The following is a 14,462-nucleotide window of genomic DNA, read 5'->3' on the forward strand; positions in this document are numbered from 1 at the left end:
TGCAAGCGAGGAAATGCCCGAGATGAGCAACTCTGAGATGGGGGCACAACGCCTGGACATCGTCGTCGTGGGGGCTGGTTTCGGCGGCTTGTACGCCGTGTACAAATTTCGGGAAATGGGCCTCAAGCTCGCGGCGTTCGAAGCGGGTGGCAATGTCGGGGGCGTGTGGTATTGGAATCGCTATCCGGGCGCGCGGGTCGACCTTCCGAGCGTTGACTACAGCTATTCGTTCTCTCCCGAGATCGAGCAGGAATGGACGTGGTCAGAGGAATTCGCGTCCCAGCCGGAACTTCTCGCCTATTTCAATTTCGTGGCCGACCGGCTCGACCTGCGCAAGCACTATCAATTCAACACTCGCGTCACCAGTGCGATCTGGGACGAGACGCGCAAGCTCTGGAGGGTCACGACGGATCGCGGCGGGACGGTCGAGGCAACCTACTGCGTGATGGCCACCGGACCGCTATCCGTCCCCATGGATCCCCAGATTCCGGGGGTTACGAGCTACAAGGGCGAGCTGTTGCGCGCGGGCAAGTGGCCGCATCATCCGGTGAGCTTTGCCGGCAAGCGCGTCGGCGTGATCGGCACGGGATCGAGCGGCATCCAGATCGTACAGGAAGTTGGTCGGAAGGCCGACGAGCTCTTCGTCTTCCAGCGCACGCCAAGTTTCACCATGCCGATGCGCAACCAGAAGCTGGAGGCGGACTACGTCGCCGAGGTCAAGCGCAATTACGCCGGCCTTCGCGAGGCTGCCCGCAGCAGCCCGAATGGCGGGGTGCGCCCTTGGACCACCCGCGCCTTCTTCAGCGTGACGCCGGTACGACGTCGCGAGCTCATGGAAGACGCCTGGAAGGCCGGCGGCCTTGCAATGCTCGGGACTTTCACAGATCTACTGAGTAACGAAGAGGCCAATGAGCATGTCGCCGAATTCGTGCGAGGCAAGGTCAGCGAGGTCGTCAAGGACCCCGTCACGGCGGAAAAGCTCAAGCCGCGCGGCTATCCCATCTTCGCCCGCCGCCCATGCCTCGACACCGAATACTATGAGACCTTCAATCTGCCCAATGTCCACTTGATGGACTGCGTTGCCGATCCCATTCTCGCGATCACTGAGAAGGGCGTGCGAACCGAGACGGGCGAAACCGAGCTCGACATGCTGATTCTCGCGACCGGCTATGATGGGCTGACCGGCGCGCTAACGGCGTTCGATGTCGTCGGCCGCGGTGGCGGCAAGGTCAACGATAAATGGAAACACGGTGCGAGGTCCTATCTCGGCCTTATGATGGAAGGTTTCCCGAACCTGTTCATGACCACGGGGCCGAACGGTCCGGCAGCGTTGGCCAACATCGTCAGGATCAGCGAGAACGACGTTGACTGGATTGCGAACCTGATCACGCACATGGCCGATCACGGCCTCGCCACCGTCGAGCCGACCAAAGCGGCGGAAGATGGATGGATGGAGCTCGTGGTCAGGATCGCGCAGCGCTCTTTGCTGAACAAGGCGAAGACCTGGTATCTCGGCGCCAACGTCAAGGACAAGCCGCTAGGGCTCACGCTCTTCACCGGCGGATTTCCAAAGTATCGGGAGTATTGCGTCGCCGTCGCGCAGGCGGGGTATCGTGACTTCGTCTTTGAGCGCGGACGAACCCCGGTCGCGGCTTAACCGTTACTCCAGGATCTGGCGGCCTTTCGTTGCCTGGAGCTCGATCAATTGGCCATGATGGGCTGGAGCGAGTGCTCGAGCCTTCTCAGGGCACGTCCTTCCACGCTCCGGCGCGACTTGAGGCGTGAATGGTCTCGACGAGCGTTTGAATACGCAGGCCAGCGCGGAAGCTGAATGGCTCCGATCGACGTCCTGCGATAGCGTCCAGATAGCACGCGACCTCGACCGCCTTCAGGTCGTTGAAACCAAGTTGGTGGCCTGGCGCGATGCAGAACAGGCCGTATGGCCGATGATCCGGGCCTGCCTCGATCCGGCGGAATCCCTGACGGCCACGGTCGTCGTCGGTCGAAAAGAAATGCAACTCGTTGAAGCGTTCCTGGCTGAAGGCGAGGGCGCCTCTGCTGCCATAGACCTCGAAGTCGTGTTGCATCTTCCGCCCTGTCGCAATCCAGTTTGCCTCGATCGAGCCGGAGGCGCCGCTCGCGAAACGGAGGAAAGCTCGGCCGACATCATCGACTTCGACGCGCCTCCGGCCGCCTTTGCCATCTGGACGTTCCTTGATCATCGTGATGCAATCGCCCATGACGCGAGTGATCGGTCCCGCAGCCGGCCCCAACAGGAATTCGGCCGTGGCCAACGCGTGGCTGCCAATGTCGGCCAGCGCGCCGCCTCCCACCGCTTCGTGCCGGAAGGTGAACGGCCCAGCATTGTCCGCCATGTAGTCCTCGGCGTGGACTCCGCGGTAGCCGCGTATCTCGCCGAGCTCTCCCGCCGCGATCATGTCGCGTGCGAGGCCAAGCATGGGGTTGCAAAGATAGTTGAAACCGACTTGCGTCTTTACGCCGGCCGCTTCGGCGGCGTCGGCCATTTCGCGGGAGTCTGTCGCAAGCGGCGCCAGCGGCTTTTCGCAATACACATGTTTGCCCCGAGCAATCGCAGCCAGGGCCATTTCCTTGTGAAGTGCGTTGGGCGTGGTGATGTTCGCGACGTCGATAGCTGGGTCCGCCACGAGCGCGCGCCAGTCCGAGGTCGCGCGTGCGAAGCCCAGAGCCGAGGCCGCTTTCACGGCCGCCTCGTCGCTAATGTCCGCGATCGTATGTAGTTCCAGCTCGAAGGGTAGGTCGAAGACACGCGCGGCGATGGAGTAACCGAAAGCGTGGGTCTTACCCATGAATCCGCTACCGATGAGGCCGATGCGAAGCTTCGGTTTGGTCATGTCGGAAATCCCTGTTCACGATAGGTCGGAGTTAAGGCGACCTACGAAAAATCGAGCACGTCCTGATCGGAAGACATCGGCGGCAATAATTGTTGCAGAAAAAGACTATTGTCAATATTCAGTGCGCGAGGTTATGTTCCTCACAAACCGTCGAGGGAGGAGACCGCATGATCGCCGCCACGATCCGCCTCACCATGGCCCAGGCCCTGGTGCGATGGCTGACTCAACAGTTCACTGAAATCGACGGTGTTCGCGTGCCCCTGTTCGCCGGCGTCTTCGGCATTTTTGGTCATGGGAACGTGACCTGCCTGTCCGAGGCCCTGGAGGCGATTCAGGATCGTCTGCCGACCTTCCGCGGACAGAACGAGCAGTCGATGGCGTTGGCGGCTATCGGCTTCGCCAAGGCCAAGCTTAGGCGGCAAATCATGGTAGCGACGTCGTCCATTGGTCCCGGCGCTTTGAACATGGTGACGGCGGCGGGAACAGCCCACGCAAATCGCTTGCCCCTCCTTCTTATGGCTGGCGATACGTTCACCAACCGGTTGCCGGATCCAGTTCTCCAGCAAGTCGAGCATTTTGGCGACCCGACCGTCACCGTGAACGACGCCTTCAAGGCGGTCACGCGCTACTGGGATCGGATCACTCATCCCGCGCAGATTATCTCTTCGCTCCCGCAGGCCGTGGCCGCCATGCTAGATCCGGCTGACTGCGGCCCGGCCTTTCTCGCGCTACCACAGGACACCCAGGAAGTGGCCTTCGACTACCCTGAGGTCTTCTTCGAGCCTCGAACCTGGGCCATTCCGCGCCCGCGTCCCGATCGTCAGAAACTCGCTGACGCAGCCGCGCTGCTCAAGACCGCGAGGAAGCCGATCCTCATCTCCGGCGGCGGTGTGCGTTACTCGCTGGCGGGAAACGCGGTCGCGGATTTTGCGGTGAAGCGTGGAATTCCGATTGTGGAGACGATCGCGGGCAAGGGCGCGGTGACCCACTATCACCCGGCCCATGCGGGGCCGATCGGAATTATCGGCTCGACCTCAGCGAATGCGCTCGCAGCCGAGGCCGATGTTATCCTTGCGGTCGGTACGCGCCTTCAGGATTTCACGACGGGATCATGGACCGCTTTCAGCCCGGACGCGCGTTTCATCTCGATCAACGCGGCCAGGTTCGATGCGGTGAAGCATCGTGCGCTGACGGTGGTCGGCGACGCGCGGGAGACGATTGAAGAACTCGATGCAACGCTCGGCGCATGGCGCGTCGACCCCGCCCACATGGCGCGTGCTCAGATGCTCTTTAAGGAGTGGGACGCGCTGCTCGAGTCATTGCAGGCACCCAGCAACGCTCCAGTGCCGACCTACGCGCAGATAGTCCACGCGGTGAATGCGTCGGCCGGCGAGAAAGATACCTTGATTTCAGCCGCCGGCGGCCTGCCAGGCGAAGTGGCAAAAGGCTGGCGCGTCAAGGCGCCGAACACCTTCGACCTTGAATTCGGCTTTTCCTGCATGGGCTATGAGGTTGCCGCAGGTTGGGGCCATTCGATGGCCAATTCCGGGCCCGGCGGACTCGGCGGCACGCCGATCGTGATGGTTGGCGACGGCACGTATCTGATGATGAACTCGGACATCTACTCGACGGTTCTAAGCGGTCACAAGATGATCGTTGTGGTCTGTGACAACGGCGGGTTCGCGGTGATCAACCGGTTGCAACAATTCAAAGGCGTGCCAGGCTTCAACAACTTGTTGACCGACTGTCGAATTCAGAATCGCGACAATCCTCCTCACGTCGATTTTGCCAAGCATGCCGAGTCCATGGGGGCGGCTGCTCGGCGTTGCGAGAGCGTTGCCGACCTTGTTGCCGCGCTCGAATGGGCCAAAGGCAATGACCGCACCACCGTGCTTTCGATCGTCTCGGACGCGTATTCGTGGGTTCCTGGCGACGCCGACTGGGACGTGGGCGTGCCCCAAGTGTCCTCTCGCGAGACGGTTCGAAGCGCGCGCAAGCAGCAAGACGAGATCCGCGCGAAGCAGCGCATCGGGGTATGATGAGCCATGAAGGCGAAACTTGGAATTGCCCCCATTGCCTGGTGGAATGACGATCTTGCAGAGCTGTCCGATGACGTGAGTCTGGAGGAGTGCTTGCGCCAGGCGAGTGTTGCCGGTTTTACGGGAATGGAGACTGGGCGGCGCTTCCCCATGAATATGCAAGAACTCGGGCCGATACTCGCCCGGTTCGGCATTTCCGTCTGCGGCGGCTGGTTCTCTGGCCTTCTGCTCGACGGTGACATCGAGCGGGAAAAGGATCGCATTCGCGCCCAGATGGATTTCTTCATTGCGGCCAAGGCGCCCTGCATCGTCTACGGCGAAACTGCGCGTTCGATCCAGGGCATTCGCTCCGCACCTCTCGATACCAAACCCAGGCTTTCGGACGAGGAGATGAAGTCCTATGGACGCAAGATGACGGTTTTCGCCGAGTGGTGTGCCGGCCAGGGAATGCCGATCGCTTACCATCACCACATGGCTGCGGCGATCGAGACCGAAGCTGAACTCGACCTGCTCATGGCGAATTCTGGTGAGGCGTTACCGCTGTTGTTCGATGCTGGCCATATGGCTTTTTCCGGCGGCAATGTTTTGCGTGTCATCGACAAACATCATTCCCGCATCAGCCATGTGCATACCAAGGACATCCGCAGCAACGTCATCGACAAGCTTGACCGAAGGCGGGAGAGCTTCCTCGACGCGGTGGTGAAAGGAGCGTTCACCGTTCCGGGAGACGGCTCGCTCGACTTTGCCGCGATTATCGCCCACCTCTCGTCCTACGGCTACGAGGGGTGGTTCGTGGTCGAGGCAGAGCAGGATCCGAAGATTAGCCCGCCGCTCGCCATGGCCAAGAAAGGCCACGTGGAACTGATGCGCTTGATGGCGCTCGCTGGATACGAGGTCGTGCAATGAACCGCACGGATCGGGTGTCGCCGTACCCGAGGAAGCGCTCGGGTCTCGCGCTGCCCCGGCGGGGTCATCCTTGCGCGAAGTCGCGAGGGAAGATGAAATGAGCATTGGGATAGGAGTCATCGGCACAGGTGTAATGGGCGCCGAGCATGCTCGGATACTCCGACACGAGACCCCCGGTGCTCATCTTGCCGGGATTTTTGACGCCGACGCGGCTCGGGCGCAGGCCGTGGCCTCTGGAGCAACCGTCTTTTCGGATCCTCAATCGCTAATCGCATCGGATCAGATCGACGCTATAGTGATTGCATCTCCCGATGCCACACACGCGGCGCTAACACTTGCCTGCATTAGGGCGGGGAAGCCTGTTCTCTGCGAAAAGCCCTTGGCGTCTTCGGCAGCGGATGCCCTGGACGTGGTGCAGGCCGAAGTCACATTGGGTTGCAGACTCATCCAGGTCGGATACATGCGCCGGTTTGACCCCGGCTATCGGGAGATCAAGCGCGTCAAAGGTACCGGTGAACTGGGCGGATCCGTGTTGTTGCACAACGTGCACCGAAACGTTCGCGCGCCGGAGTGGTTCAATGGTTCGATGGCCATCACGAATTCGTTCGTCCACGAGATCGACATCAGCCGTTGGCTTTTGGGGTCGGAGATGGTTTCTGTGCACGTGGAGGCGGGGCCTGGCGGCGAACCGCTCATGATCACGATGAAAACCGACAAGGATGAGATCGTTTCGACCGAGGTGTTCGTGAACGCCAGCTACGGCTATCACGTCCATGTCGAACTGGTCGGGCGGCAAGGCACGGTGGCGCTGGCTCCGGCATCGCTTACGCTCGTGAACAGAGACAGATCCGGTGGTCATTCGTATCCGGACAATTGGGTGCCGCGGTTTGAGGAGGCCTACCGCAGGCAGATGGCTGAATGGGTCAGCGCTGTAAAGACTGGAGTGTCGGTCGGCGCGAGTGCATGGGACGGCTATGTCGCCTCGGCCATCGCAGAGCAAGTCGCTGAGGCGCTTGCCGGAAATGGCGTAGCAACCCTGAAATATGGACCGCGTCCTGCGCTGTACGACTGACAGAAGCGAACGAGGCAGGAGGGAACCGGCCCCGCACGCGAACCAGCGTGAACTCTGGAGGGGAAATGTGATGATCAAGTATGCAGTTGTAGGCGCGGGCTGGATCTCGCAACAAGCTTTTTTACCGGGTGTCGGACAGTCCAAAAACTCAAGGGTTACCGCGATCGTGACCGGCGATCGGGACAAGGCCGCCCGTTTGGCAGATTTCTATGGTGTTGGCCAGATCGTCGACTATGACGGATACGATGCCCTTTTGAGAGGCTCTGACGTCGACGCGGTGTATATTGCTCTGCCCAACCACTTGCATGCGGATTACGCTATTCGCGCGGCTCGAGCCGGCAAGCACGTCCTGGTCGAGAAGCCGCTAGCAACGAGCGAACAAGATGCTCTCGCCATGATCGCTGCAGCACGCGAAGCCGGCGTGTTTCTGATGACCGCGTACAGGCTTCACAACGAACCCGGAACTGTCGCGGCCCTCGAACACATCCGTAACGACGCGATCGGTCGACCGCTCTTCTTTCAATCGGTTTTCAGTTTCCAGGCTGCGGCAGGGAACCACAGACTCAAAGCTGCGAGTTGGGGTGGACCGCTCCAGGACATCGGTGTCTATTGCGTCAATGCAGCTCGTCATATCTTTGCCGAAGAGCCAATCGAGGCCATGGCAATGGTGCATCGACCAAACGATGACCCCCGTTTTCGCGAGGTGGAAGCGTCGGTCGCGGCCTTGCTGCGTTTTCCGTCGGGCGGTTTGGCGCAATTCGTCGCCAGCTTCGGAGCGGCCGCCGTCGACGCTTATAGGGTGATTGGAACGTTGGGCGATCTCGAACTCGATCCTGGCTTCAGGTTCGAGACTGCAACAAGACTACGCCTGTGCCGCGACGGTGAGGTCCGTGAAACCCAGTTTCCGCAAATCGACCATTTTGGCGCGCAGGTCGAATATTTTTCAGATTGCATCAAGGCCGGAACGCCTCCCGAGGCTGATGGCGAGGAGGGGTTGGCGGACTTGCGCGCACTGCTCGCAATTGAAACGGCCGCCCTGACCGGACAACCGCAAACCATCACATCCCGTCCACGTGCTCGCCATCCAACGCCCGACATGGTGCGAGTTACCCCTGTAACCGATCGACGGCTGGTTTTCTGACGCGCTACTGCCTATACGGCGCATCGCCGGAAGCGAGGCTGGAAAGGGTGTCGGGCCGATCCACCGCGCGGTGCCAAGAACTAATCGGTTCGAGCTACGTCGCCCGAGGTCGTCGTACGACGTTCGTGCAATTGACCAAAGCGTAAGCCAGTTCGAGTTGTTCTACTGACCAGTAACCGTTGGAATCCGCGGATTGACGTCGTTCTTCTGTAGTCGCGCTGCCAGCGCTATCGTCAAAGCCTGGGCAAGGCACATAGGAGCGGCAAGTGAACGCGAAAACGTGTATTCATGCTCCGGAACCGCGAACAGAACGCGGGCGCTCTTTGCCAGCGGAGACAGCGTGCTGTCCGATATCGCGATGATGGGAATTCGATCGCGCCCGGCTTCCTCCACGACGTTGACGACCTCGTTTGCGTAGAATCGGAACGACACCGCCAGGAGCACGTCTTTCTTGCGGATCGTGCGCGCTATGTGGGTCGCGAGTCCGCCGCTCGCGTCGAGCAATACGCAGCGTTTGCCCAGCATGGTCAATATGTAGCGAAGGAATTCAACTACGGGCGCGGCACGCAGTTGGCCGATCAGAAATACCGAGTCGGCTCTTTCAAGGAGGTTTACCGCTTCCGAGAGCGCTTTTGGGGAAATGTCCGCGAGCATGTCCTGAAGGGAGGCAATATCACGCACGACCAGGTCCCGCAGGAAGCCAACTTCGCTACGATCGGCGCGGGCGCCCAACTCGATTTCCAGAGCTTTGATGCGCGCTTCGAAACCGGGGGCGGCGGTCGACAAGCGCCGTTGAAATAACGCCTGAAGCTCCTTGAAGCCTTCATAGCCAAGCGACTGGGCGAAGCGTACGAAGCTTGAAGCGTGGATGCCGCAGCGATCGGCAATGGCGTTTACCGACAGGACCGCGACATCATTCGGGTTCTGGGTCAGATAAACGGCTATCTTTTGATAGGACTTGCTCATGCCATCGTGGCGATCGTGGATGACACGGATCAATTCCTCATAATCTTCCGGTGTCTTCACGTCCTGCATGAATGTGCTCTCACAATTGGCTTTATCGTGCGCAGATGCCGACATCTGCGCGCTCGTTCGGAAGGTCTTCCTCCCTAAAGTCCGCAGCGCAAGGCATCTGTGTAGGTCAAGATCCAGCAATACAGCCTGGCCGCTCGACGAACGGGCTAAAGACCTCTTACGCGCTCTCGCATCACCATCCCTGGCGGCGGAGCGGAATCGCCGCCAGCGAACAATTATTGACACTTTTGCATATTTGCAATAACTCTTGCAAGCAAATCGAACGTGCGTGGGATGGGAGGAAATGGTGGCGATCAAATTCGCATTGCTCGGGTGCGGGCGCATTGGTGTCTTGCATGCCCGGAATCTTGCGAAGGCGGATGGAGCGCGCCTGGAGACGGTATTCGATCCGAACACAGCTGCCGCCGAAGCGGTCGCCAGAGTGCATGGCTGCGGGGTATCCGTAAGCGTGGAAGATGCGATTGGTAAGGCCGACGCGGTTCTCATTGCGACATCGACTGCCACCCATGCCGATTTGATCGAGCTGGTGGCAAAGGCCGACAAGGCGATTTTGTGTGAGAAGCCGATCGATCTCAGTCTCGATCGGGTGCGAGCGTGCCGCGAGGCGATTGAACACTGCAACGTACCAATTCAGATTGGCTTCAATCGCCGCTTTGATCCCGGGCACCGTGCCGCGCGCGACGCCTGCGCTACGGGCAAAATCGGTAAGCTTGAGCAGGTCGTCATCACGTCGCGCGATCCAGGGCTGCCGCCGCGAAGTTACACCGCCGTCTCGGGCGGTATCTTCCGTGATATGACGATCCATGATTTTGATGTGGCGCGCTTCATGTTGAACGATGAACCGACCGAGGTGTTCGCAACCGGCAGCACGCTTGTTGATCCCACCATTGGATCTGATTTTGGCGACTTCGACTCCATCATGGTGGTCATGCGCACTGCTGATGGAAAGCTGTGCCATATCAACAACTCTCGACGCGCGACCTTCGGCTATGATCAGCGGATCGAGCTGTTTGGCAGCGAGGGGATGGTCATCTCCGACAATAAGAAGGCGCACGAGCTGAAGTGTTACAGCGCGACCACGACTGATGCGGCCGAGCCCTACCTCAACTTCTTTATCGAGCGCTACGCAGAGGCCTACGAAGCCGAGATCGCCGCATTCATTGCCGCCATTCGCGATGGTCGGCCGACCCAGGCGACTTTCGACGACGGTTACCGCGCGCTCATGCTCGCGGAGGCTGCCATCGAATCTGCCAGGACTGGCAAGAAGGTCGAGGTCCGCGATATCGCATGACATTGAACGGGACGTGCTTGCGGGCGTCGAGCCGCACTAGGGTCAAACTACGCAAGGTCGCGTTTCAGGGCGAAACAGATAGGCTGAGAGCGTCCGCACCGATTGTTGGAGAGCTTGCATGACTTCGATGCATGGAAAGATCGCAATTGTCACGGGCGGCACGCAGGGGCTCGGTGCGGCCATCGCTAAACTCTTCACCGAGCGCGGCGCCAAGGGCATCGTAACGTGCGGGCGCGACGAGACGAAGGGACAGGCAAAGGCCGATGCGATTGCCGCAGCCACCGGCGCAGAAGTCGTATTTGTGCGCGCTGACCTCACAAAGATCGAGGACTGCGCCAAAGTCGTGGCTGAGGCCGACAGGGTGTTCGGGCGCGTCGACGTCCTGGTGAACGCCGCTGGTGACACAAGCCGCGGCACGATCGTCGATACAAGCCCCGAACTGTTTGACAAGATCTTCGCCGTCAACACGCGTGCACCCTTTTTCTTGATGCAGCACACGATCAAGCTCATGCGCCGCGACAAAGTGCAGGGCACGATCGTCAACGTCTCTTCAATGTCGGCGATGGGTGGCCAATCCTTCATTGCCGCTTATTGCGCATCGAAAGGCGCGCTCGACACGCTGACGCGAAATACGGCCCATGCGCTGCTCCGCAACCGCATCCGCGTGAATGGTCTCAATATTGGCTGGATGGCCTCGGAAGGCGAATTCAACACGCAGCAGGTCTACCATGGCCGCTCTGCGGAGTGGCTCGAGGAGGTCGCCGGGCGACAGCCCTTCGGCCGATTGCTCGATCCCATCGAGGTTGCGCGGGCCGTTGCGTTCCTGTCCTGCGATGAGTCGGGAATGATGACGGGAGCCACGATCAACTTCGATCAAAGTATCTGGGGCGCCTACGATACATCACCGCACCCGGAAGCGCCGCTTTGAGCAATTCCGCCATGGCTTGTCCCCGTAAGGGGCGGGCGCGGCTACGGCGTCGCGTGGAGCAAGCAGGACGTCGTCTCTCACACCTCCGATTTCCACGCTTTCGGGTCGAGCCGTAATGATTGTCCATGCGAGGGCGCCGTCCACCACATGAAATAGACGTTGCGAGATTGCTGCTTGTGCAATATTAATTGCGTAGATCGGGGAGGTGAAGCGGCCGGATAGAGCTGCCACCGCACGATGGAGGGAACGCGTGGCTTTACTTGATGTGCGAAGCATCTCGAAGAGCTTCGGTGCCATTCGGGCACTGCACGACGTCAGCTTTTCGGTCGATGCAGGGGAGGTGGTCGGCCTGATGGGCGACAACGGCGCCGGCAAATCGACCATGGTGAAACTCATTGCCGGAAACTTCCCGCCTACGGAGGGCGCCATTGTCGTTGACGGCAAGGCATGCCATTTTCACAGGCCGATCGAGGCCCGGGCGGAAGGTATTGAGGTTGTCTATCAGGAGCTCGCGCTAGCCGACAATCTGACGGCCACGGAGAACGTTTTCCTCGGACGCGAAATCAAGAAAGGGTTCTGGCCGCTCCGCATCCTCGACAAGCAGTCCATGATCAGGCGTGCTGGCGAACTCTTTGACGAGCTCAAATCGGAAACGCGGCCCCGCGATCTCGTGAAGAAGATGTCGGGAGGGCAGCGGCAGGCTGTTGCGATAGCCCGGGCGCGGTTGTCCAATGCCAAGCTCGTCCTGATGGATGAGCCGACAGCGGCCATTTCCGTGCGACAGGTTGCCGAGGTGCTTGAACTGATCCGTCGGCTGAAATCTCGCGGAGTATCGGTGATGCTGATCAGTCACCGCATGCCCGACGTGTTTACTGTCTGCGATCGTATCATTGTGCTCCGGCGTGGCTCGAAGGTGGCCGACAAGGAAACCGCGACGACCTCGCCCGAGCAGATCACCGGCCTGATTACGGGGGCGATCCGTGAAGCCTAGTTCTGCCAAAGCGATAGAAGAAACACACGCCGCAATCAGCGATATCGTCAACATCCGCGAGCAGGGCGCCCTCCACCGCTTTATGACCAGTCAGGCATTCTGGGTGGCGGCTGCGCTCTTTGCTCTGGTGGTCTTCATGACCTGGTTGGAGCCGACCTTCGGCACCGCGGACAACGTGACGAACATCACGCGCAACTTCGCTCCGCTTGCGATCATGAGCCTCGGCATGACTGTGGTCATCATCACGGGAGGGATTGATCTGTCAGTCGGCTCGGTAATGGGGCTCGTTGCCATTGTCAGCGGACTGCTGCTGACCTGGCAGTATTCCTGGTACGTCGCCTTCGCGGCGGGGCTTTTGGCGGGACTAGCCTGCGGAGCCTTCAACGGCTTCTTCGTGGCCTATGTTGGCATGCCGTCCTTCGTCGTGACGCTCGGTATGCTGTCGATCGCGCGCTCGCTTGCCGTGGTGCTTTCCGGCAACCAGATGCTGTACAAGTTCGGTCCGGACGCGCCGATCGTCAGGGCAATTGGCCAGGCGAAATGGCCCCTGCATGCGCCGGCCGGCTGGGCCCCACACTGGATGCCAGAACTTTCTTCGCATTTTTGGGTGATGGTGATCCTTGCTCTGATCCTCGGCGCCGTCTTCGTCTTTACCGCGTGGGCCCGTCATCTCTATGCGATCGGCTCCAACGAGAGCGCTGCGCGCCTGACCGGCGTGTCAGTCGACTGGATCAAATTCCAGGCGTACGTGTTTTCGTCTTTCACGGCCTCGATCGCCTCGTTGCTGCTCCTCGGTTACAGCGGTTCGGCTATTAACGCGATGGGGACTGGCTACGAGCTTCGAGTCATCGCCGGCACCGTCATTGGCGGTGCCAACCTGATGGGTGGCTACGGAACTGCATTCGGTGCCGTGATAGGCTCGGCCTTCCTCGAGGTGATCCGCAACGCGCTTCTGATGGCCGGCATCGACTCGAACTGGCAGGGCGCTTTCGTTGGCATGTTCATCGTCATTGCCGTGCTTCTCGGCATGCAGACGAGCGGAACGTCGCTTGTTGCTACGATCCGCGAGTGGGTTGCCTGGAAGCGTAGTTAGAAATCCGATGGTAATAAGGTCGGAGACTTGGAATCAACAAAGAGGGAGGAGAAACGTGCATAAACATCTATTGATGGCCGCCGTGGCGTTTTCTGCGCTCATGGGAGGACAGGCCTACGCGCAGCAGAAGTTTACCTTTGCGCTCGTTCCCAAGAACATGAACAATCCGTTCTTCGATCAGGCGCGGGACGGCTGCAAGAAGGCGGAAACCGAGTCCAAGGGTGCCTTCCAATGCATGTATATCGGCCCCGGCGAGCATGGCGGCGGCGAGGAGCAGGTGCAGATCGTGCAGGACCTCGTCGCAAAGAAGGTGGACGGCATTGCCGTGTCCCCGTCCAACGCGGCTGCGATGGCGGTTGCGCTGCAGGCCGCCAAGAGTGCTGGCATTCCTGTGCTGACATGGGACTCGGATCTGCTACCCGAGAACAAGGACCTGCGCCTTGCCTATATCGGCACCCATAACTATGAGATCGGCGTCAACATCGCCAAGATCGTGCAGACCATCAAGCCGAAAGGCGGCACGATCTGCATCCAGTCCGGCGGCGCGGCAGCAGCCAATCACAACGAGCGCATGAAGGGCATCCGTGACACGCTGGCCGGCAAGGAGTCTGCCCAATCGCCCGGAGAACGATTGACCGGACAGAATGGCTGGAAGGAGATCGACGGGTGTCCGCTCTATACCAACGACGATTTCCCGCTGTCCGTGCAGCAATTCCAGGACACCATGGCAAAGAACCCGAGCCTGGACGCGTTCACGCCGACGGGCGGCTTCCCGCAATTCGTGCCGGACGCTAACCGCGCCGCGGTCGCGCCCTTCAAGGCCAAGATCGCCAACAAGGACTTGGCTTTGGTGGTCGCTGACACGCTGCCGGTTCAGATCGACCAGATGAAGGAGGGCCTGTCGCTCGGCCAGGTCGGACAGCGTCCGTTCGAGATGGGGTACAAGACCATGTTCGCGCTGAAGGACGTCAAGGAAGGCAAGGCTCCGCCTAAAGATCCGACCTATACCGGCCTCGACGTCTGCACAGCCAAGACCGTCGATACCTGCATCGCCAAGTAGTTCGTGCGTGACGGCAGCGGGCCAGAGAGCCTA

Annotated in this window: 12 protein-coding genes; 10 read left to right on the plus strand and 2 right to left on the minus strand. The window is 60.2% G+C overall.

Annotation, left to right across the window (positions count from 1 at the left end; genetic code table 11):
• The first annotated feature begins 22 nt into the window (after nucleotides 1-22).
• Nucleotides 23-1,657 carry a flavin-containing monooxygenase gene (locus SO139_RS14925; protein WP_449384410.1) on the plus strand — a complete coding sequence of 545 codons (1,635 nt, stop codon included), beginning with the start codon at nucleotides 23-25 and terminating at the stop codon, nucleotides 1,655-1,657.
• An 85-nt stretch (nucleotides 1,658-1,742) separates the two neighbouring features.
• Here SO139_RS14925 and SO139_RS14930 read toward each other — a convergent pair whose 3' ends face one another.
• Complete coding sequence (locus SO139_RS14930; protein WP_449384411.1) at nucleotides 1,743-2,873, minus strand: Gfo/Idh/MocA family protein; 1,131 nt, start codon at nucleotides 2,871-2,873, stop codon at nucleotides 1,743-1,745.
• Nucleotides 2,874-3,040: 167 nt separating this feature from the next.
• Here SO139_RS14930 and iolD point away from each other — a divergent pair, with 167 nt between their 5' ends.
• The 4 genes from iolD to SO139_RS14950 all read left to right on the plus strand — a co-directional run bounded on the left by iolD (nucleotide 3,041) and on the right by SO139_RS14950 (nucleotide 8,031).
• On the plus strand, nucleotides 3,041-4,912 hold the full coding sequence (iolD, locus tag SO139_RS14935) for a 3D-(3,5/4)-trihydroxycyclohexane-1,2-dione acylhydrolase (decyclizing) (protein WP_449384412.1): 1,872 nt from the start codon (nucleotides 3,041-3,043) through the stop codon (nucleotides 4,910-4,912).
• A gap of 6 nt (nucleotides 4,913-4,918) precedes the next feature.
• Complete coding sequence (gene iolE / locus SO139_RS14940; RefSeq protein WP_449384413.1) at nucleotides 4,919-5,818, plus strand: myo-inosose-2 dehydratase; 900 nt, start codon at nucleotides 4,919-4,921, stop codon at nucleotides 5,816-5,818.
• Nucleotides 5,819-5,915: 97 nt separating this feature from the next.
• Complete coding sequence (locus SO139_RS14945) at nucleotides 5,916-6,890, plus strand: Gfo/Idh/MocA family oxidoreductase (RefSeq protein ID WP_449384414.1); 975 nt, start codon at nucleotides 5,916-5,918, stop codon at nucleotides 6,888-6,890.
• 70 nt (nucleotides 6,891-6,960) lie between these two features.
• Complete coding sequence (locus SO139_RS14950; protein WP_449384415.1) at nucleotides 6,961-8,031, plus strand: Gfo/Idh/MocA family protein; 1,071 nt, start codon at nucleotides 6,961-6,963, stop codon at nucleotides 8,029-8,031.
• A 162-nt stretch (nucleotides 8,032-8,193) separates the two neighbouring features.
• Here SO139_RS14950 and SO139_RS14955 read toward each other — a convergent pair whose 3' ends face one another.
• Complete coding sequence (locus SO139_RS14955) at nucleotides 8,194-9,066, minus strand: MurR/RpiR family transcriptional regulator (protein WP_449384416.1); 873 nt, start codon at nucleotides 9,064-9,066, stop codon at nucleotides 8,194-8,196.
• Nucleotides 9,067-9,349: 283 nt separating this feature from the next.
• Here SO139_RS14955 and iolG point away from each other — a divergent pair, with 283 nt between their 5' ends.
• From iolG to SO139_RS14980, 5 genes are all read left to right on the plus strand, one after another.
• On the plus strand, nucleotides 9,350-10,357 hold the full coding sequence (iolG, locus tag SO139_RS14960; RefSeq protein WP_449384417.1) for an inositol 2-dehydrogenase: 1,008 nt from the start codon (nucleotides 9,350-9,352) through the stop codon (nucleotides 10,355-10,357).
• Between the two features lie 118 nt (nucleotides 10,358-10,475).
• Nucleotides 10,476-11,285, plus strand: coding sequence for an SDR family oxidoreductase (locus SO139_RS14965; RefSeq protein WP_449379897.1), 810 nt, complete (start codon nucleotides 10,476-10,478; stop codon nucleotides 11,283-11,285).
• A 205-nt stretch (nucleotides 11,286-11,490) separates the two neighbouring features.
• A complete protein-coding gene (locus SO139_RS14970) occupies nucleotides 11,491-12,276 on the plus strand; it encodes an ATP-binding cassette domain-containing protein (protein WP_449379898.1) in 786 nt (261 codons plus the stop codon).
• Entirely contained in the window at nucleotides 12,266-13,369 is a 1,104-nt protein-coding gene (locus tag SO139_RS14975; RefSeq protein ID WP_449379899.1) for an ABC transporter permease, read from the plus strand. Before SO139_RS14970 ends, SO139_RS14975 begins: the two co-directional genes overlap by 11 nt.
• Nucleotides 13,370-13,424: 55 nt before the next feature.
• Nucleotides 13,425-14,429 carry a substrate-binding domain-containing protein gene (locus tag SO139_RS14980; protein WP_449379900.1) on the plus strand — a complete coding sequence of 335 codons (1,005 nt, stop codon included), beginning with the start codon at nucleotides 13,425-13,427 and terminating at the stop codon, nucleotides 14,427-14,429.
• Nucleotides 14,430-14,462 lie beyond the last annotated feature (33 nt).

The sequence above is a fragment of the Bradyrhizobium sp. UFLA05-89 genome (genome assembly GCF_059803475.1).